The following is an 18,966-nucleotide window of genomic DNA, read 5'->3' on the forward strand; positions in this document are numbered from 1 at the left end:
ACTGCTCGCGGCAAGCCTATCCACCCGCCCCGCAAAAGAGAATCGCCAATCGTGCGGCGCACGCCTATCGTGACCGCCAGACCACGTCGAGGCCCGCATGATCGCAGAGGATTTCCCCGAAACGGGCTGGCAGTTCGCCCTGACGGGTCATCCGGTCACGCGCTACCAGGTCTTCGGCGAACGCTGCTCGGGCACCAATTTCGTCAAGCGGCTGATCGGGCGCAACACGACGCTCAGCCCCACCGAGGATCTCGGATGGAAGCACGGCCTGCCCCACATGACCGCGATCCCGCCCGACATGGCGATCGTCTGCGTCCTGCGGCATGCCGGCGACTGGGCCCGCTCCATGCACCGCAAACCGTGGCATTGCCCGCCCGAGATGCAGCGCCTGCCGTTCTCCGAGTTCATCCGCGCCGACTGGGTGACGGTGGCCGACCGACCGCGCTACTTCCCGCAGGTGCAGGCGCTCGGCGGGGCGGGAGAGGCGCTGCAGCTCGACCGGCACCCCGTGACCGGCCTGACCTACCCCAACCTCTTCGCGCTGCGCCGCACGAAGCTCGAGGGGATTCTGGGGTTTCTCAACCGGAACTGTTCGGTGATCCTCTGCCGGCTCGAAGCGGTACAGGCCGACCCGCAAGCGTTTCTCGCGGAGTTCGAGGACCGGCTGTCGCTGCCCCCGCCGCCGCAGGGGTACCGCCCGGTGGTCAAGCAGCTCGGCGCCCGGTTCCTGCCCGCGGTCGAGCCCCGCCCCGAAACGCCGCGGCACCTCTCCGACGCCGACCTCGCCTTCCTGCGGCAGGAAGTCGACCCGACGCGCGAAGGCGCCCTCGGCTACCGCTACTGAGCCCCAGCTTGCTCAATGGTCGGCACCACCCTTCTCGACCGACCGGCGGATGCGCCGGATCCCGAGCCAGACCGCCAGCACCACCGGCAGCACCGCGAGCGCCGTCAGCATGCCCTTGCTGATCCCTACCGCCCCGGCCACCGGGTAAAGCAGGTAGCCCACCAGCGACACCGCGTAGTAGCTGATCGCCACGACCGACAGCCCCTCGACCGTGTGCTGCAGCCGCAACTGCAGGTCGGCGCGATGGTCCATGCTCTCCAGCAGGTCCTGGTTCTGCGCCGAGCGCTTCACCTCGACCCGAGTGCGCAAGAGCTCGCCCGCGCGCATCGCCCGCGCCGACATCGACTCGAGCCGCCGCTCGGTGCTCTTGACCGTACGCATTGCCGGATCGAAGCGCCGCGCCATGAACTCGCGAAACGTCTGCCGGCCCTGGAAGCGTTCCTCGCGCAGCACCGCGATGCGCTGCGTGACCAGCGCCTCGTAGGCTCCGGTCGCCGACAGCCGGAACGCCGTCTGCGCCGACAGTGTCTCGAGCTCGGACGAGACACGCAAGAGCGACTGAAGGGTGTCCTCCTCCGGCGCGTCTCCATGGGTCATCGCGGTCATCAGCCGGGTCAATTCCTCGTCGATCTCGGTCATCCGCGGCGCGATGGCCCGCGCCCGGGTGAAGCCCAGCATCGACAACGCCTTGTAGGTCTCGATCTCGCACAGCCGCTGAACGACCCGGCCGACGCGCCGCTCGCCCACCTCGGCGCCGGGAAAGGCCGCGAACCGCAGGTGCCCGCCCTGGTCGATGCGGAAGTCCCCGGCCACCACCATCGCGTCGTCGAGCACCCGGCTCACCGCCATGCTGTCGGCCACCAGCCAGCTGTTCACCAGCCGGTTCACCTCGGCGTCCTCGGCGGGGCGCTCGCAGACCCGGATCATCGCCGAGGTCACCCGGACCCCGGGGGCGTCCGCCAGCCAATCCTCGGGAAACACGTCGAAATCCGCCGGATCGTAGGGCCGCTCTCCCAACCCGTCGAGAAACACCGTGTAGGTGACGAACTCGGTGTGCTGCTCCCACTTGAGCATGTGCTGGCCGATCGCGGCCGAGAAATGCGTGGCGCCGGGCTGCGGATGCGCCGTGCCGTAGCGATCGAGCAGCGCGAGCAGGTGCTGCAGGTCACCCGAACGATCGCGCGAGGCGGCATCCTGCGCCTTCTTGATGGCAAGATAGACCGCCCGACAAGGCGCCTGCAGCGCCGGAAAGGGTCGCGCGTGCAACTCGTTGGCAAGCTGGTAGCGCAGTGGATGATCCTGGATCGGCGACATGCAGCGGGCCCCTGGAAACAGCGTAATTCCTCGCAACCTACCGCTCCCGGCCGCGAAGACAAAGAGATTTCCGATAAATCTCAGAATGTTACCGGAATGCAAAGGTATACCGTCCGCCTGCCGGACACCGTCACCGCCTCGCAGCCCCACGCCCCCCCGGCGGTCCTGCCCTGTGCAACGTCCTGTTCTTCTCCGGTTACCCAAATACCCTCGGGGGAGTCCGCGCGCCCTGCGCGGACGGGGGCAGAGCCCCCGCCACCCTTGCCGCCTTGCGCCACAGGCCCTATGACGCGCGCGACGCCCACCCAACCCGAGGACAGCCGATGATCCCCCGTTATGCCCGCCCAGAGATGACCGCGATCTGGGAGCCCGCCACCAAGTTCCGCATCTGGTACGAGATCGAGGCCCATGCCTGCGACGCGCAGGCGAAGCTGGGCGTCATCCCGCAGGAAAACGCGGATGCCGTGTGGAAGGCCAAGGATGTCGAGTTCGACGTCGCCCGCATCGACGAGATCGAGGCCGTCACCAAGCATGACGTCATCGCCTTCCTCACCCATCTGGCCGAGCATGTCGGCTCGGACGAGGCGCGCTTCGTGCACCAGGGCATGACCTCCTCGGACGTGCTCGACACCTGCCTCAACATCCAGCTGGTGCGCGCCGCCGACATCCTGCTGGCCGACATGGACAAGCTGCTCGCCGCGCTGAAGAAGCGCGCCTACGAGCACAAGGACACCGTCCGCGTCGGCCGCAGCCACGGCATCCATGCCGAGCCCACCACCATGGGCCTCACCTTCGCGCGTTTCTACGCCGAGATGGACCGCAACAAGAACCGCCTCGAAAAGGCCAAGTGGGAAGTCGCCACCGGCGCGATCTCGGGCGCGGTCGGCACCTTCGCCAACATCGACCCGGCCGTCGAGGAGCACGTCTGCGAGAAGCTGGGCCTGCGCCCCGAGCCGATCAGCACCCAGGTCATCCCGCGCGACCGTCACGCGATGTTCTTCGCGACCCTCGGCGTCATTGCCTCGAGCATCGAGAACGTCGCCATCGAGATCCGCCACATGCAGCGCACCGAGGTGCTCGAAGGCGCGGAATTCTTCTCGATGGGCCAGAAGGGCTCCTCGGCAATGCCGCACAAGAAGAACCCGGTGCTGACCGAGAACCTCACCGGCCTCGCGCGCCTCGTGCGGATGACCGTCGTGCCGGCGATGGAGAACGTCGCCCTCTGGCATGAGCGCGACATCTCGCACAGCTCCGTCGAGCGCGGCATCGGTCCCGATGCGACGGTCACGCTCGACTTCGCGCTGAACCGGCTTGCCGGCGTGGTCGACAAGATGATCATCTACCCCGAGAACATGCTGGAGAACATGAACAAGTTCCCCGGCCTCGTGATGTCGCAGCGGGTGCTTCTGGCGCTGACGCAGGCCGGCGTGAGCCGCGAGAACGCCTATGCCATGGTCCAGCGCAACGCGCTGAAGGTGTGGGAAGAACGCCTCGACTTCCGCGAGCTGCTGCTTGCCGACGAAGAGGTCGTGGCAGCGCTCGGCGTCGACGGCATCAACGAGAAGTTCGACATGGGCTACCACACCAAGCACGTCGACACGATCTTCAAGCGCGTCTTCGGCGAGGACTGAGAAACATCGCCGGGCGCCTGCGTCCTGCAGGCGCCCGGATCTCTTTTCACCGAGAGCGCGGCCGGCCTCCGCCCGCAAATCCACAGACACCCCCTGCGTGACGCTTGCTCAAATGCTCGAATTCCGGGCCTGAACGCCGCCCTCGCCGGCGCGGCGGTCGAAGTCTTTTTGCCGTGACGTAAACCTGTGCTACCGTGAAGTCATTCCAGCAAGAGGACGCAAGATGACGATCAAGATGCTACTGACCGCCGCCGCCCTCGTCGCGGCCCCTTTCACGGCCTCCGCCGCCTGCGACTGGCACAGCGAGGCCAAGGTCTCCTGCGCGGATGGCACGGTGTACGACTCGGCGACCGGCACCTGCAAGACCGTCTCGGGCTGACGCACGGCAGGACCGGAGCGACACCCCGAAAGGCGATCGGAAACGGTCGCCTTTTTTCGTGCGCGCGACGCCGTCGCAAGCCTTCGGAGAGGCTTCGTTAACCTCGGCACGGTAGCTGTCGGGACGCGAGAACGGAGCGTTTTCAAATGTCGAACCTTACCTCGGTGGCCGCCCTGCCCGGCCCTTCCTCCGCGCGCCCCGCGCTGACCCGGCGGGCCAAGGCCGCGATCATCGTGCAGTTCCTGATCAACGAGGGCGCCGACGTGCCGCTGTCGTCGCTTCCCGACGATCTGCAGGCCGAGCTGACGCAGCAGCTTGGCCGGATGCGCTACATCGACCGCGAGACGCTGAACAGCGTGGTCGAGGAATTCGCCAACGAGCTCGACTCCGTCGGGCTGTCGTTTCCCGGCGACATGGCCGGCGCGCTCAGTGCGCTCGACGGCCGCATCAGTCACCGCACCGCCGCACGCCTGCGCAAGGAGGCCGGGGTGCGCCAGACCGGCGACCCGTGGGAGCGGATCAACAAGCTCGACGAAGAGCGGCTGGAAAAGCTCGTGCTCGGTGAGGCGACCGAAGTCGCCGCGGTACTTATGTCGAAGATCGACACGGCAAACGCCGCGAAGGTTCTCGCGCGGCTGCCCGGGGATCGCGCCCGCCGCATCAGCTATGCCATATCCATGACTGCCGGCGTCAGCCCGGAAGCGGTGGACCGCATCGGCCTCGCGCTTGCAGCACAGCTTGACGCCGATCCGCCCAAGGCCTTCGAGAAGAAGCCCGACCAGCGTGTCGGCGCGATCCTGAACTACGCCGCCAGCGCCAAGCGCGACGAACTGCTCGAAGGCCTCGAAGAAACCGACCGCGACTTTGCCGAGGCGGTGCGCAAGGCGATTTTCACCTTCGCCAACATCCCCGACCGGCTCAAGGCGCTGGACGTGCCGAAGATCGCCCGCGACGTCCCCGCCGACGTGCTGACCACCGCCATCGCCGCGGCGAGTACCGAGGCCGACACCGCCGCAGCCGAATTCCTGCTCGAGAACATGTCGAAGCGGATGGCAGGGTCTCTGCGCGAGGATGCCGCCGGGCTGAGCGTCGGCACCAAGAAGGGCGAGACCGCGATGAACGCCGTGGTGACAGCGATCAGGGAACTGGTCTCGACCGGCGAGATCGAGCTCAGGAGCCCTGACGACGACGACGAGTAGACCGGACCAGACACCCCGCCCGCCTTGTGCAGGCCTGCCCCCGGGGCTATCTCTGCCCCGGCAGAACGGAGGGTGTTCCTTGGGCAGCAAAGAGGCGAAGACGCGCGGCGGGTGGTCCGACTGGCTGACCGACCGGGTCGCACGCGGGCTGATTGCGACGGCGCTCGCGCTGCCGCACCGGACGCGGGTGCGCCTGATGGGCTGGCTGCTGCGCCGCGTGGTGGGGCCGCTCGCGGGCTACCGGCAACGCGCGATGGAGAACCTCGCCCACGTCTGGCCCGACATGCCCGAGGCCGAGCGCCGCCGCATCGCCGAAGCCGCCTGCGACAACGCCGGGCGCACCATGATCGAGAATTACGACGTCGCGGGGCTGCTTGACCGGATGAAGGACGCCAAGGTCAGCGGTGCCGGACTGCCCGAGATCGAACGCGCCCGCGCCGAGGGCCGCCCAGTGCTTTTCGTGACCGGCCACTACGGCAACTTCGAGGCGCCGCGCGCGGCCCTGGTGGCGCGTGGCTGGCGGATCGGCGGGCTCTATCGCCCCATGGCCAACCCGTTCTTCAACGCCCATTACGCAGCCAACATGCACAGCTTGTCGGACCCGGTCTTCGAACAGGGGCGGCGCGGCACCATGGGGCTTCTGCGCCACATCCGCGAAGGCGGCATGGGCGTGCTGCTCTTCGACGTCTACAGCAGCGACGGCACGCCCATCGACTTTCTCGGCCAACCGGCCCCGACGCTGAGCTCGACCGCCGAGATCGCGGTCAAGACCGGCGCGCTTTTCGTGCCGTTCTTCGGGGTGCGTCAGCCCGACGGGGTGAGCTTCGAGGCGGTGTTCGAGGCACCCATCCCGCATGGCGACCCTGTCGAGATGATGCGCGAGGCGACGCGGCGGCTTGAAGCACGGATCGCCGAGGATCCCGGCCAGTGGTTCTGGCTGCACCGGCGCTGGAAGCCGAAGCGGCAGGCCAAGCGTCAGCGCAAGCGCGCCGCCGCCAATATCGGTCCGTAACCGTCTTCCTGGAGCATCACGACGACCGGATCGTCGCCGCTGATCGGCACCCGCATCTCGAGCGGCGCCTTGCCGTTCCAGACCCCGAGCACCTCCCAGCCGTGGGCGATATGGGAATAGGTCACGGTCTGGCCCGCGTTCTCGCCGTCGAGGATCTCGACCCGCTTCTGCGGCGTGTAGCGCACGAGATGCACGGTGGCTTCCGAGAACGGTCCGACCGGCTCCGCCTCGATGTGCAGCTCGTCGTCGGCGCGCGACAGCGACAGATGCGCGACCACGGGCTTCTTCTCGGCATGGCGGATGGCGTCGACCACCTTCATCGGGCGCGAGCCGACCACGTCGTAGCGCCCGTCGATGACCATCTGCGGCGTGTAGATCGACCGCCGCCCCGAGGCGCGGGCATAGCCCTTCTGCCGCTTGGTGAAGGCGGGATCGGCGAAGCTGTCGGGCCAGCCGATGTAGTCCCAGTAGTCGACATGCAGCGCCAGCGGGATAACGTCGTCATGGGTGCCGAGCTCGGCCAGCACGCTGTCGGCCGGCGGGCAGGAGGAACATCCCTGCGAGGTAAAGAGTTCTACAACGACCGGGTTGTCCTGGGCCTGGGCTGTCGTGCCCGCCATCGTGAGGCAGACCGCCGCGAACCAGTGGGTGAGTCGGCGCATGTGCAAGCTTATCCCTGTTTGTCCCCGTGCAATGGGGTAGCGAAGCGCATGTGAAATAACCAATCAAGGTTTTGCGAGAGCGGGTGACCGGTGCAAGGTGGTTTTTAGTATCCCATAGTATACAAAATGCACCGTTGCCTCTTGCACGCACGCGGCCCTTGGGGCAGAAACCGGCCAAGAGACCCCTTTTCTCCAGCCTCTGCAAGGGAGCCAGATAATGCCTATCACTGTTGGTCAGGACACATCGAAAACGCGCAAGACGCTCGAGGTGAACGGCAAGAGCTTTGCCTACTACTCGATCCCGGCGGCCGAAGCCGCGGGCCTTGGTGAATTCGGCAAGCTTCCCGCCGCACTGAAGGTCGTGCTGGAAAACATGCTGCGCTTCGAAGACGGCAAGACGGTGTCGGTCGACGACATCAAGGCGTTCTCGGACTGGGCCAAGAACGGCGGCAAGGGCGACCGCGAACTGGCCTACCGCCCGGCCCGCGTGCTGATGCAGGACTTCACCGGCGTGCCCGCCGTGGTCGACCTCGCGGCGATGCGCGACGGCATCAAGGCGCTTGGTGGCGACGCACAGAAGATCAACCCGCTGAACCCGGTCGACCTCGTGATCGACCACTCGGTGATGATCGACGAATTCGGCAACCCGCGCGCTTTCCAGATGAACGTTGACCGCGAGTACGAGCGCAACATCGAGCGCTACGAGTTCCTCAAGTGGGGTCAGGGCGCGTTCAACAACTTCCGCGTGGTTCCGCCGGGCACCGGCATCTGCCACCAGGTGAACCTCGAGTACCTCGCGCAGACGGTCTGGACCGACACCGACCAGAACGGTGACGAGGTCGCCTACCCCGATACGCTCGTCGGCACCGACAGCCACACCACCATGGTCAACGGCGCGGCCGTGCTCGGCTGGGGCGTGGGCGGCATCGAGGCCGAGGCCGCGATGCTCGGCCAGCCGATCTCGATGCTGATCCCCGAGGTCGTGGGCTTCGAGCTGACCGGCAAGATGGTCGAGGGCACCACCGGCACCGACCTCGTGCTCAAGGTCGTCGAGATGCTGCGCGCCAAGGGCGTGGTCGGCAAGTTCGTGGAATTCTACGGCGACGGCCTCGACAACCTGCCGCTGGCGGACCGCGCGACCATCGCCAACATGGCGCCGGAATACGGCGCGACCTGCGGCTTCTTCCCGATCGACGCCGAGACGCTGCGCTACCTCGAGATGACCGGCCGCGACAAGGACCGCATCGCGCTGGTCGAGGCCTACGCCAAGGAAAACGGCTTCTGGCGCGACGAGAACTACGACCCGGTCTACACCGACACGCTGTCGCTCGACATGGGCACCATCGTTCCGGCGATCTCGGGCCCCAAGCGTCCGCAGGACTACATCGCGCTCGACAAGGCCGCCTCGGCGTTCGGCGAGTACATCAAGGGCATCCGCGACGGCCAGGACGCCTCGGCCAACGCCGAAGTGCGCTGGGAAGGTGAAGGCGGCGCCCCCGAGCCCACCGACATCCCCGGTGACCAGGGCCACCACAAGCGTGGCTTCGTGCAGAGCGGCGACGACACCTACCAGCTGCACGACGGCTCGGTCGTGATCGCGTCGATCACCTCCTGCACCAACACGTCGAACCCCTACGTGATGATCGGTGCCGGTCTCGTGGCCCGCAAGGCGCGCGAGCTGGGTCTCAACCGCAAGCCTTGGGTCAAGACCTCGCTGGCGCCCGGCTCGCAGGTCGTGTCGGCCTACCTCGAGGCCGCCGGCCTTCAGGAAGACCTCGACGCGGTGGGCTTCAACCTCGTCGGCTACGGCTGCACCACCTGCATCGGCAACTCCGGCCCGCTCGCGGACGAGATCAGCAAGTGCATCAACGACAACGATCTGGTGGCAACCTCGGTGCTGTCGGGCAACCGCAACTTCGAAGGCCGCATCTCGCCGGACGTTCGTGCCAACTACCTCGCGTCGCCGCCGCTCGTCGTCGCCTACGCGCTGGCCGGTGACATGAACATCGACATCGCCAACGACCCGATCGCGCAGACGGCGGACGGCAAGGACGTCTACCTCAAGGACATCTGGCCGACCCAGCAGGAAATCGCGGAACTGGTCGAGAAGACCGTCACCCGCGAGAGCTTCCAGGAGAAGTACGCCGACGTCTTCAAGGGCGACGAGAAGTGGCAGGCGGTCGAAACCACCGACGCCGAGACCTACAGCTGGCCGGCGGCATCGACCTACGTTCAGAACCCGCCCTACTTCCAGGGCATGTCGAAGGACCCGGGCACCATCACCAACATCGAGAACGCCCGCGTTCTCGCGGTGCTGGGCGACATGATCACCACCGACCACATCTCGCCCGCGGGCTCCTTCAAGGAGAGCACCCCCGCCGGCCAGTACCTGCGCGAGCACCAGGTTCCCGTGCGCGAGTTCAACTCGTACGGCAGCCGTCGCGGCAACCACGAGGTCATGATGCGCGGCACCTTCGCCAACATCCGCATCAAGAACGAGATGCTGGACGGGGTCGAGGGCGGCTACACGCTGGATCCGAAGGGCGAGCAGGCCTCGATCTACGACGCGGCCATGGCCTACCAGGAAGAAGGCACCCCGCTGGTGGTCTTCGGTGGCGAGCTCTACGGCGCGGGTTCCTCGCGTGACTGGGCGGCGAAGGGCACGGCGCTGCTGGGCGTCAAGGCCGTGATCGCCGAGAGCTTCGAGCGCATCCACCGCTCGAACCTCGTCGGCATGGGCGTGATCCCCTTCGAGTTCACCGGTGACGACACCCGCGAGACGCTCAAGCTGACCGGCAAGGAAAGCGTGAGCATCACCGGCCTCGACGACGTGAAGCCGGGCCAGATGACGCCCTGCACCATCACCTACGAGGACGGCTCCACCAAGGACATCGAGCTCAAGTGCCGGATCGACACCGCGATCGAGCGCGAATACGTCGAGCACGGCGGCGTGCTGCACTACGTGCTGCGCAACCTCGCCGCGGCCTGATCGCCTGCACGGGCCGGCCGCCCCCGCGGGCGGCCCTCCCCGGGCAACGGACGATCCTGAAAAAAAGCGCCTGCCGGACCATCTCCGGCAGGCGCTTCGCGTTTCGTGCGGTGTCTGGCGAGGCTCAGGTGAACATCGCGCGCAGGTCGGCGGTCTGGCGCACCCCGAGCGACGCGCCATGTTCGGCCAGGAATCCGTCGGCCGCCGCGCGCCCGGCCTGCCGAAGCTGCGAGATGATCGACGGCAGCGGAACCAGCTTGGTCGCCACGGACAGCTCGGTCATCAGCGCGTCGTCCGAGACCATGTGCACCCGCAGCTTCTTCATCGCGCCGTCCTTGATCGAGCCGGCCTCGATCAGCCGCTGCACGAACTCGATGGCGCGCAGCTCGCGCAGAAGCGAGGAATTGAAGCTGATCTCGTTGATCCTGTTCTGGATTTCCGGCGGGGTGACCGGGACCGTCGGGCGCTCGATCGGATTGATGTTGACGATCAGCAGGTCGTCGGGCAGCGAATGCCGAAACAGTGGAAACAGCGCCGGGTTGCCGGTGTAGCCGCCATCCCAGAAGGCCTCGATCTCGCCGGTTTCCGGATCCTCGAGCTCGACCGACTGGAACAGGGTCGGCAGGCAGGCCGACGCGAGGATCGCCTGCGGGCAGAGCCGATCGCCCTCGAACACCCGCACCTTGCCGTCGCGCACCGAGGTGGCGCAGACAAAGAACTCGGGCCCCTCCTGCGCGCAGATCTCGCCGAAGTCGAGGCGCTCGATGATCCGCTCGAGCGGGTTCTGGTAGAGCGGCCCCCAGGCGTAAGGCGACAGCATCCGGCCAACCGCCTCGCCCGTGGCGAAGGGCAGCGAGTACTGCACCGTGCGGCTGACGATCCCCGGATCGGGCAGCCAGGCCCGCATCCAGTCGGGGATCGAGATGTCGCGCAGCCCGGCCACCTCGCGCCACAGCCACTCGAGCGAGGCCCGGGCCCCATCGCGCCCGCCGCGCACCATTCCGGCCTTGAGCGCGGCGCCGTTCAGCGCCCCGGCCGAGGTGCCGGAGATGCCGGCAATCTCGATGTCGTCTTCTTCGAGCAGCCGGTCGAGAACGCCCCAGGTAAAGGCGCCATGCGCACCGCCGCCCTGCAGGGCCAGGTTGATCCGTCGAGTCATGTCGTGCTCCCGTCTAGGTCCGCCTGGGGCAGAGAAAAGGCGGGCCTCTCAGCCCGCCTCCCATCTGGCCAGCAGGTCGGTAACCGCTATGCCATTGATCGTCATGCCTTCGAGATTGGCCTCGGTGACCGACAGCCCCGAAAGGTCGGCGTTGCTGATCGACGCGCCTTCGAGCGACAGGTTGCGCAGGGTCGCCCCCGCCAGGGTCGCGTTCTCGATCACGGCCCCGGCCATGTTCACGTCGTCGAGCCGCGCCCCGGACAGATCACTGTCGGTCACGGAGAGCCCCTTGAGGCTCGCACGGGCGAAGCGCGAGCCATCGAGCTGCATGTCCTCCATCTCGAGCTTGTCGCGCCCCGCCCCGCTTGCCTCGCTCAAAGCGCGGTCCAGCCACCGTCCACGCTGAGCGTGGTGCCGGTCATCTGCTCGGCCGCGTCCGAACACAGGAAGACCGCCGTGCCGCCGATCTGCTCTACCGTCACGAAGTCCTTCGAGGGCTGGCGGGCGAGGATCACCTGCTCGACCGCCTCTTCCTCGGTCATGTCGTATTCGCGCGCGGTGTCGGGGATCTGCGCCTCGACCAGCGGCGTCTTGACGTAGCCCGGGCAGATCGCGTTGCAGGTGATCGGCTCCTTGGCGGTCTCGAGCGCGACGACCTTGGTCATGCCGACGACCCCGTGCTTGGCGGTGACATAGGCCGACTTGTAGGGCGACGCGGTCAGCCCGTGCGCCGAGGCGATGTTGATGACCCGGCCCCAGCCGGCCTTGCGCATCATCGGCAGCGCGGCGGCGGTGCAGTGGAACGCCGAGTTCATGTTGATCGCGATGATCGCGTCCCATTTCTCGGCCGGGAACTCGTCGATCGCGGCGACGTGCTGGATGCCCGCGTTGTTCACGAGGATGTCGCAGGCTCCGGCCTTCTCGATCAGGGCGCGGCACTCACCGGCCTTGGACATGTCCGCCTGGATGTAGCGGACCTCGACGCCGAACTCGCGGCCGAGGTCTTCGGCCAGCTTGTGATCCTCGTCGTTGTCGGTGAAGGAATTGAGAACCACGGTGGCTCCCGACCGCGCCAGTTCGCGCGCGACGCCCAGACCGATGCCCGAGTTCGACCCGGTGACGATGGCGGTCTTGCCCTTGAGTGACATGATGAAATCTCCTCGCTTATGTGCGCGCAACATAGCATGCTGCACCTGCAATATAAGGGGAGATCTGGCGCGCGCAGTTCCTTCGGCAAGGCTCACGGTTTCGGGATTGGCAAAGCGGGGCCTTGCCCGCTAGAAGGCCCCGTCGGCGGTCGCCAAGCACCGCCCCCGATCCTGCCTCATGGCACCGTTCGAACAAAAAAAACGCCGGCACAAGGCCGGCGTTCAGTCATTGAGGCAGGTTTCATACAGGCAAGAAACCTATCGAGCAGTGCCCTCTTTATACGCGTTTCTTCGCCTGAGTCCAAGCTAAAAGTTTGAAAAGGCGTGAAACCACCGGTAGGCTCGGACCCCAAGAAAACAAGGGCAGACTCGGGTTGTTTCGCAAATGATGGCTGATAATTTCCGCCGCCGCACGCTGGGTGCGGCGATTTTCGCACTGGGGATTCTCGGGGCGGGAATCGCCTCGGCAGAGCCGCAGCACGGCATCGCCATGTATGGCGAGCCGGCCCTGCCCCCGGATTTCGACCATCTTCCCTATACCAACCCCGACGCGCCCGAGGGCGGCCGGCTGGTGATGGGCGAGACCGGCGGCTTCGACAGCCTCAACCCGCATATCCTCAAGGGCACGGTGCCGTGGCAGCTGCGCTTTCTGGCCTACGAGTCGCTCATGGGCCGCAGCTGGGACGAGCCCTTCACCCTCTACGGCCTGCTGGCGGAGGCGGTCGAGACCGGCCCGAACCGCGAATGGGTGGAATTCACCCTGCGCCCCGAGGCGAGGTTCTCGGACGGCAGCCCCGTCACCGTCGAGGACGTGATGTGGAGCTACGAGACGCTCGGCACCGAAGGGCACCCGCGCTATCGCGGCGCCTGGACGAAGATCGAGAAGATGGAGCAGACCGGACCGCGCAAGGTCCGCTTCACCTTCAACGTCGCCGACCGCGAGCTGGCGCTGATCATCGGGATGCGCCCGATCCTGAAAAAGGCCCAGTGGGAGGGCCGGGATTTCGGCTCGAGCGGGCTCGACGTGATCCCGATATCGAGCGCGCCCTATGTCATCGACGATTTCGAGGCCGGCCGCTATGTCTCGCTGAAGCGCAACCCGGACTACTGGGGCAAGGACCTGCCCTTCATGAAGGGACAGGCCAACCTTGACGAGATCCGGATGGAGTTCTTCGGCGACGGCACCGTGCAGTTCGAGGCGTTCAAGGCCGGAGCGCTCAACGCCATCCGCGAGAACAACGCCGAGAAGTGGCTCACGCAATACGATTTCCCGGCGGTCGAGGCCGGTGACGTCATCAAGTCCGAGATCCCCCATGGCCGGCCCACCGGCATGACCGGCTTCGTGATGAACACCCGGCGCGGCGTGTTCGCCGACTGGCGGGTCCGGGCGGCGATGATGCACGCGTTCAACTTCGAATACATCAACGAGACGATGACCGGCTCGAAGCAGCCACGCATCACCTCGTATTTCTCGAACTCCGAGCTGGGCATGCAGGCCGGTCCCGCCGAGGGCCGCGTGCGCGAGCTGCTCGAGCCCTTCGCCGACGAGCTGCTGCCGGGCGCGCTCGAGGGTTACGCCCTGCCCGAGGGCGACGGCAGCGCCCGCAACCGCGGCAACCTGCGCAAGGCCATGGCACTGCTGCAGGAGGCCGGGTGGTCCGTGCAGGACGGTGTCATGAAGAACGCCGACGGCCAGCCGCTGCGGTTCGAGATCGTGCTGAGCCAGAGCGCGGGCGAGGAGCAGTCGATCATCGACATCTTCGTGCAGGCGCTGCAACGCCTCGGCGTCGCGCCGCAGGTGACGGTGATCGACTCGGCGCAATACAACGAGCGCGTCAATACCTTCGACTACGACATGACCTTCTTCCGGCGCGGGCTGTCGCTGTCTCCGGGCAACGAGCAGCGGCTCTACTGGGGCAGCGAGGCGGCCGACCAGACGGGCTCGCGCAACCTGATGGGCATGAAGTCCGCCGCGGCGGACGCGATGATCGACGTGCTGCTCGACGCCGAGAGCCGCGAGGACTTCGTCGCGGCGTCCCGGGCGCTCGACCGGGTGCTGACCACGGGGCGTTACGTGATCCCGATCTACCAGTGGAACGTGGCGCGCATCGCCCACGTGAAAGAGCTTCACTACCCCGAGCAGGTGCCGGTCTACGGCGACTGGATCGACTGGATGCCGAACGCGTGGTGGTGGGAAGAGGAGTGACCCGGAAGACCGGGCGCTCTGGAAACCGATAACAAGACGACAAGACCAGAACAGAGAGCAGACACACCATGAAACAGGCAACCCTTCTCGCCGCGCTCGCGGTGCTTCTCGCGGCATGTGGCACGATCGACGGCGTCGGCCGGGACATTTCCAACGCATCGCGGACCGTCGAAAGCTGGTTCTGATCGCGCTCTCCGACCTTTTGGCACGTTACGCCGGCGCCGCGCCGGTCTATGCTGGGTCATCGAGGAGGAGGAGCAAAGAGCAGCGACCATGACCGAACATGCGCATTTCCTGTCGGAGGGCAGCCAGAACCGGGCGCTGGTGGTCGATGACCACCCACTGTTCTGTGACGCGTTGACCCTCACCCTGCAATCCATCGCGGATTTCGAGGAAATCCGCACCGCCGGGACGCTCGAGAAGGCGCTCGACATCACCGCGCAGGGCACGCCGCCCGATCTCGTGATCCTCGACCTCAACCTGCCCGACGTGAACGGGCTCGACGGGCTGGTGCGGCTGCGCAACGCGGCACCGCGTGCGGCGATTCTCATCGCCTCGTCGATGGCCGACAACCGGATGATCTCGCGCGCGCTCAAGGCCGGGGCGGACGGCTTCGTGCCGAAGCATTCGCAGCGCTCGGTGTTCCGCCGGGCGCTCGAAGCGGTGGCGCGGGGCGAACCCTTCGTGCCCGACGGCTACATCGACCCGCAGGCCCCGGGCGAGGACGGGCCAGACGACGCGCTGGCGCGGCTCGCCACGCTGACCAACCAGCAGGCGCGCATCCTGTCGCTGATCTGCGAGGGCAAGCTCAACAAGCAGATCGCCTATGACCTCTCGATCGCCGAAACCACGGTCAAGGCGCATGTGACCGCCATCATGCGCAAACTCGGCGTGCACAGCCGGACGCAGGCGGTGCTGATCGCGCAGGAGGCCTCCTTCGGACGGGTCTTGCCAACCGAGGGCGCTGCCCCCTAACCTGACGGACCATCGAACGGGAGACGATGTTTTGGACGGAGCACGCACAGGCTCCGCAGGGGAGGAGACGACACGGGCCGGTGCCCTGCGCGTCGCGCAGGTCTGCTGCGGCGCCCCGGACCCGATCAGCGATATCTCGGAGCAGCTCGGCCCCGGGCCGTTCGAGCTGGTCTGCCTGTTCGCCTCGCCGAAAGCCGATTTCGCAGCGCTGAACCACGCCGCGATCAAGGCCTTCGGCGGCGCGGATGTCTTCGGCTGCACCACCGCCGGCGAGATCGGCCGGGACGGCTACGAAGAGGGCCAGATCATCGCCGTGGCCTTTCCCTCGGAGCTGTTCACGGTCGACGCCATGGCCATCGACGGTCTGGATGCGCTCGACGACCGCAAGGTGATCGACCAGATCATCCAGCGCCGGATGACGCTGAACATCGACGCCCCCGACAAGGGGTCGGAATTCGCCTTCCTGATGATCGACGGGTTGTCGCTGCAGGAAGAGAACGTCGCCTCGGTGCTGGCCTCGGCGATGGGGCCGATGCCACTGTTCGGCGGCTCCACCGGCGACGGCACCGACTTCGGCTCGACCTGGCTCGCGCACAACGGGCGGATCCGGCACAACGCCGCCCTGCTTGCGCTGGTACGCAGCCGCTGCCCGGTCAAGGTATTCAGCCTCGACCACCTGCTGCCAACCGAGGTGCGCATGGTCGTGACCCGCGCCGATCCAGACCGCCGTATCGTGCACGAGATCAACGCTGAACCCGCCGCCGCCGAATACGCGCGGCTGCTGGGCAAGGACCCCAACCAGCTCGACACCTTCACCTTCGCCGCCCACCCGGTCGTCGTGCGGCTCGGCGACAGCCACCACGTGCGCTCGATCCAGAAGGTCGACGAGCAGGGCAACCTGCTGTTCTTCTCGGCGATCAACGAGGGCATGGTGCTGACGCTCGCCGAGCATCGCGATATGGCACAGCATCTCGACGAGGCGCTGGCGGGCATGTCCACGCAGTCGGCGCCCACGCAGATCCTCGGTTGCGACTGCCTCCTGCGCCGCATCGAGGCGGGCCAGTTCCAGCAGACCCGCGCGATCTCGGACATCCTGTCGAAGCACAACGTCGTCGGCTTCAACACCTACGGCGAGCAATACGGCGCGCTCCACGTCAACCAGACGCTCACCGGCGTCGCCTTCTACCCACCCGAGAGCGCCGAGTCCGGCGAAGGCGGCAGCTGATGTCACTGGTCAATCCCTCCGACAGCCTCGAGCGGCAGAATGAGAAGCTGTTGCGCATCGCCGAGGCACTGATGCGCAACGTCGAGCACGGCGCGCACAACTCGGGCGAGGCCTACGCCCAGTTCGAACGCGCGGCGCTTCTTGAAAAACGGGTTCGCGAGCGCACGCTCGAGCTCGAGCGGACGCTCAACCTGCTGCACGATTCCAACGCCCAGCTCGCGCAGGCCAACGAGGAAACCGAGGCCGCCCGCCGCAACCTCGCCGACGCGATCGAGACCGTCTCGGAGGGCTTCGCGCTCTTCGACGGCGACAGCACGCTTGTCATGTGCAACACCCGTTTCTGCCGCGACTTCCGCGACACCGCCCGCGATCTGCGCCCCGGACTGCCCTTCGCGGAGTACGTCGAGCGGATCAGCCGCTCGCGCTACCTGTCCCTGCCCGAGAGCGTCACCCCCGAGGCCTGGGCCGAGGACCGGATGCGCAAGCACAATGACCGCCGGGTGATGTTCAACGTCCGCCACGGGCAGGACCGCTGGCTTCAGGTCTCGGAACACCGCACCGCCAACGGTGGCACCGTGGTGCTGCAGACCGACGTGACCGACATCATCCGGCTCGAACGGCAGGAACGGCTGAAGCTCAAGGACAAGCAGACGCGGATGATCCGCGCAACGCTCGACCATCTCGATCAGGGCGTCTGCATCTTCGACGAGAACACCCGGCTCATCGCCTGGAACGAGAAGATCGGCACGCTGCTGAACCTGCCCGCGCGGCGCCTGCATCTCGGGGCCTCGTTTTCGGGGCTCCTTGAGCTGGTGGAACAGGCCTTCCGCTTCGGCGATACGGCGGCGCGCGAACGGTTTCGCGACTGGGCCGAACGCGACGGGCTGCGCGGGCCGATCAACTTCGAGCTGACGCGCGACGCCGCCATGGTGCTGCAGGTCTTCGGACGGGGGATGCCCGACGGCGGCTTCCTTTTCTCCTGCACCGACGTGACCGCCGAGCGCGAGGCAGCCCGACGGCTCGCCGAGGTCAACGAGATGCTCGAGCAGCGCGTCATGGAGCGCACGCTCGAGCTTGAGGATGCCCTGTCGGCAGCCGAACGCGCCAACGCCTCGAAGTCGCGCTTCGTGGCGGCGGCAAGCCACGACCTGCTGCAACCGCTGTCGGCGGCGAAGCTGTTCATCTCGTCGCTCGCCGACCGCAGCACCGATCCGCACGACCGCGCGGTGCTCGACAAGACCGAGTCCGCGCTGACCTCGGCCGAGCAGCTGATCGACGCGCTTCTCGACATCTCGAAGCTGGAATCCGATGGCCTGCGTTTCGACATCCGGCCCGTGGCGCTGCGCGAGATCTTCGGTCGCCTGCGTGACGAGATGGAGGTGCTTGCCGCCCGCAAGGGTCTGAAACTGCGCATCATCGACAGCGCGCTCACGGTCGAGACCGACCCGGCCTACCTGCGCCGCGTGGTGCAGAACCTCGTCGCCAACGCCATCCGCTACACCGCATCGGGGCGTGTCGTGGTCGGGGTGCGCAGGCGGGGTGCCACCGCGCGGGTCGAGGTCTGGGACACCGGCCCCGGCATCGCCGAAGAGGACCAGTCGGCGATCTTCGAGGAATTCCGGCGGCTCGACACACGCGCCTCTACCAACGACGGGCTCGGGCTCGGGCTGGCGATCGTCGAGCGCGCCTGTGCGCGGCTCGGCCATCCGCTCGGGCTCTGGTCCGAACCGGCGCGCGGGTCGTGTTTCATGGTGAGCCTGCCGGTGGTGGGCGGCGCGGCGCCGGCGCGGCCGGTGTCGAACGGGCCCGCGCGGCCCATCGGGCTCGCGCAGGCCGGGCTGATCGTGCTGCTGGTCGAGAACGACCCGCAACTGCGCCGCGCGATGACCGTGCTGATGGAAAGCTGGGGCGTGAGCGTGCTCGAGGCCGAGAACGCCGATACCGCGCTCGACCTGCTGCAGGATCTCGAGATCACGCCGGACGCGCTGCTGCTCGACTACCAGCTCGGCGCCGGCCTGACGGGGACGCAGCTCTTCGGAGAGATCACCCAGCGGATGGGCCGCCTGCCCTGCGCGATCGTCTCAGCGGACCGCTCGCCAGCGCTGGCCGAGGCCTGCGCGGCGCTCGACATCGAGCTGCTCAGCAAGCCGGTCGACCGGCACCGGCTGGGCCGCTTCTTCGACGCCGTGGCGCGGGGACTTCTGGCCGCCGAATGAGCGCGGC

16 protein-coding genes are annotated in these 18,966 nt (G+C 67.1%); 11 read left to right on the plus strand and 5 right to left on the minus strand.

What is annotated here, in order from left to right; genetic code table 11:
* Window positions 1-97: 97 nt before the first annotated feature.
* Window positions 98-844, plus strand: coding sequence for a hypothetical protein (locus D6860_RS02820; RefSeq protein WP_076624128.1), 747 nt, complete (start codon window positions 98-100; stop codon window positions 842-844).
* A 12-nt stretch (window positions 845-856) separates the two neighbouring features.
* Here the strand turns inward: D6860_RS02820 and D6860_RS02825 are convergent, their stop codons facing one another.
* Window positions 857-2,158: a DUF3422 family protein gene (locus D6860_RS02825; protein ID WP_076624127.1), complete on the minus strand. Its 1,302-nt coding sequence runs from the start codon at window positions 2,156-2,158 to the stop codon at window positions 857-859.
* Window positions 2,159-2,481: 323 nt separating this feature from the next.
* Between D6860_RS02825 and purB the strand changes: the two genes are divergently transcribed.
* The 4 genes from purB (at window position 2,482) to D6860_RS02845 (ending at window position 6,379) form a co-directional block, all read left to right on the plus strand.
* Entirely contained in the window at window positions 2,482-3,789 is a 1,308-nt protein-coding gene (gene purB / locus D6860_RS02830) for an adenylosuccinate lyase (protein WP_076624126.1), read from the plus strand.
* A 223-nt stretch (window positions 3,790-4,012) separates the two neighbouring features.
* Window positions 4,013-4,168: a hypothetical protein gene (locus tag D6860_RS02835; RefSeq protein WP_017469174.1), complete on the plus strand. Its 156-nt coding sequence runs from the start codon at window positions 4,013-4,015 to the stop codon at window positions 4,166-4,168.
* Between the two features lie 146 nt (window positions 4,169-4,314).
* Window positions 4,315-5,367: a flagellar motor switch protein FliG gene (locus D6860_RS02840; protein ID WP_076624125.1), complete on the plus strand. Its 1,053-nt coding sequence runs from the start codon at window positions 4,315-4,317 to the stop codon at window positions 5,365-5,367.
* Window positions 5,368-5,446: 79 nt separating this feature from the next.
* Window positions 5,447-6,379, plus strand: a complete 933-nt coding sequence (locus D6860_RS02845; RefSeq protein WP_076624124.1) for a lysophospholipid acyltransferase family protein — start codon at window positions 5,447-5,449, stop codon at window positions 6,377-6,379.
* Here the strand turns inward: D6860_RS02845 and D6860_RS02850 are convergent.
* Window positions 6,343-7,041, minus strand: a complete 699-nt coding sequence (locus tag D6860_RS02850; RefSeq protein WP_017468891.1) for a DUF1223 domain-containing protein — start codon at window positions 7,039-7,041, stop codon at window positions 6,343-6,345. The genes D6860_RS02845 and D6860_RS02850 overlap by 37 nt on opposite strands.
* 217 nt (window positions 7,042-7,258) lie before the next feature.
* Here D6860_RS02850 and acnA point away from each other — a divergent pair, with 217 nt between their 5' ends.
* Complete coding sequence (gene acnA, locus D6860_RS02855; protein ID WP_076624123.1) at window positions 7,259-10,030, plus strand: aconitate hydratase AcnA; 2,772 nt, start codon at window positions 7,259-7,261, stop codon at window positions 10,028-10,030.
* A 124-nt stretch (window positions 10,031-10,154) separates the two neighbouring features.
* On the opposite strand, the gene D6860_RS02860 is transcribed toward acnA, so the two are convergent.
* From D6860_RS02860 to D6860_RS02870, 3 genes are read right to left on the minus strand one after another with little or no spacing between them, the layout of a single operon-like run.
* A complete protein-coding gene (locus D6860_RS02860) occupies window positions 10,155-11,189 on the minus strand; it encodes a patatin-like phospholipase family protein (RefSeq protein ID WP_076624122.1) in 1,035 nt (344 codons plus the stop codon).
* A 48-nt stretch (window positions 11,190-11,237) separates the two neighbouring features.
* A complete protein-coding gene (locus D6860_RS02865; RefSeq protein WP_083697834.1) occupies window positions 11,238-11,567 on the minus strand; it encodes a pentapeptide repeat-containing protein in 330 nt (109 codons plus the stop codon).
* Window positions 11,564-12,337 carry a 3-hydroxybutyrate dehydrogenase gene (locus D6860_RS02870; protein WP_017469111.1) on the minus strand — a complete coding sequence of 258 codons (774 nt, stop codon included), beginning with the start codon at window positions 12,335-12,337 and terminating at the stop codon, window positions 11,564-11,566. Before D6860_RS02870 ends, D6860_RS02865 begins: the two co-directional genes overlap by 4 nt.
* Window positions 12,338-12,722: 385 nt before the next feature.
* Here D6860_RS02870 and D6860_RS02875 point away from each other — a divergent pair, with 385 nt between their 5' ends.
* The 5 genes from D6860_RS02875 to D6860_RS02895 all read left to right on the plus strand — a co-directional run bounded on the left by D6860_RS02875 (window position 12,723) and on the right by D6860_RS02895 (window position 18,959).
* Complete coding sequence (locus D6860_RS02875; RefSeq protein ID WP_076624121.1) at window positions 12,723-14,543, plus strand: extracellular solute-binding protein; 1,821 nt, start codon at window positions 12,723-12,725, stop codon at window positions 14,541-14,543.
* Window positions 14,544-14,611: 68 nt separating this feature from the next.
* A complete protein-coding gene (locus D6860_RS02880; RefSeq protein ID WP_076624120.1) occupies window positions 14,612-14,728 on the plus strand; it encodes an entericidin EcnA/B family protein in 117 nt (38 codons plus the stop codon).
* A gap of 88 nt (window positions 14,729-14,816) precedes the next feature.
* Window positions 14,817-15,518: a response regulator gene (locus D6860_RS02885; RefSeq protein WP_076624119.1), complete on the plus strand. Its 702-nt coding sequence runs from the start codon at window positions 14,817-14,819 to the stop codon at window positions 15,516-15,518.
* A gap of 31 nt (window positions 15,519-15,549) precedes the next feature.
* Window positions 15,550-16,743 carry an FIST N-terminal domain-containing protein gene (locus tag D6860_RS02890; protein WP_017467547.1) on the plus strand — a complete coding sequence of 398 codons (1,194 nt, stop codon included), beginning with the start codon at window positions 15,550-15,552 and terminating at the stop codon, window positions 16,741-16,743.
* Window positions 16,743-18,959 carry a hybrid sensor histidine kinase/response regulator gene (locus D6860_RS02895; protein ID WP_076624118.1) on the plus strand — a complete coding sequence of 739 codons (2,217 nt, stop codon included), beginning with the start codon at window positions 16,743-16,745 and terminating at the stop codon, window positions 18,957-18,959. Before D6860_RS02890 ends, D6860_RS02895 begins: the two co-directional genes overlap by 1 nt.
* Window positions 18,960-18,966 lie beyond the last annotated feature (7 nt).

This window comes from Salipiger sp. D13, from assembly GCF_003703915.1.
Classification (GTDB): domain Bacteria; phylum Pseudomonadota; class Alphaproteobacteria; order Rhodobacterales; family Rhodobacteraceae; genus Salipiger; species Salipiger profundus.

Excerpts from the sequence above, each read along its gene's own strand:
- D6860_RS02825 (WP_076624127.1), bottom strand. The coding sequence starts at position 2,158 with ATGTCGCCGATCCAGGATCATCCACTGCGCTACCAGCTTGCCAACGAG.
- D6860_RS02875 (WP_076624121.1), top strand. The coding sequence starts at position 12,723 with ATGATGGCTGATAATTTCCGCCGCCGCACGCTGGGTGCGGCGATTTTC.
- acnA (WP_076624123.1), top strand. The coding sequence starts at position 7,259 with ATGCCTATCACTGTTGGTCAGGACACATCGAAAACGCGCAAGACGCTC.
- D6860_RS02835 (WP_017469174.1), top strand. The coding sequence starts at position 4,013 with ATGACGATCAAGATGCTACTGACCGCCGCCGCCCTCGTCGCGGCCCCT.
- D6860_RS02820 (WP_076624128.1), top strand. The coding sequence starts at position 98 with ATGATCGCAGAGGATTTCCCCGAAACGGGCTGGCAGTTCGCCCTGACG.
- D6860_RS02870 (WP_017469111.1), bottom strand. The coding sequence starts at position 12,337 with ATGTCACTCAAGGGCAAGACCGCCATCGTCACCGGGTCGAACTCGGGC.
- D6860_RS02895 (WP_076624118.1), top strand. The coding sequence starts at position 16,743 with ATGTCACTGGTCAATCCCTCCGACAGCCTCGAGCGGCAGAATGAGAAG.
- D6860_RS02880 (WP_076624120.1), top strand. The coding sequence starts at position 14,612 with ATGAAACAGGCAACCCTTCTCGCCGCGCTCGCGGTGCTTCTCGCGGCA.
- D6860_RS02850 (WP_017468891.1), bottom strand. The coding sequence starts at position 7,041 with ATGCGCCGACTCACCCACTGGTTCGCGGCGGTCTGCCTCACGATGGCG.
- D6860_RS02885 (WP_076624119.1), top strand. The coding sequence starts at position 14,817 with ATGACCGAACATGCGCATTTCCTGTCGGAGGGCAGCCAGAACCGGGCG.
- D6860_RS02840 (WP_076624125.1), top strand. The coding sequence starts at position 4,315 with ATGTCGAACCTTACCTCGGTGGCCGCCCTGCCCGGCCCTTCCTCCGCG.
- D6860_RS02860 (WP_076624122.1), bottom strand. The coding sequence starts at position 11,189 with ATGACTCGACGGATCAACCTGGCCCTGCAGGGCGGCGGTGCGCATGGC.
- purB (WP_076624126.1), top strand. The coding sequence starts at position 2,482 with ATGATCCCCCGTTATGCCCGCCCAGAGATGACCGCGATCTGGGAGCCC.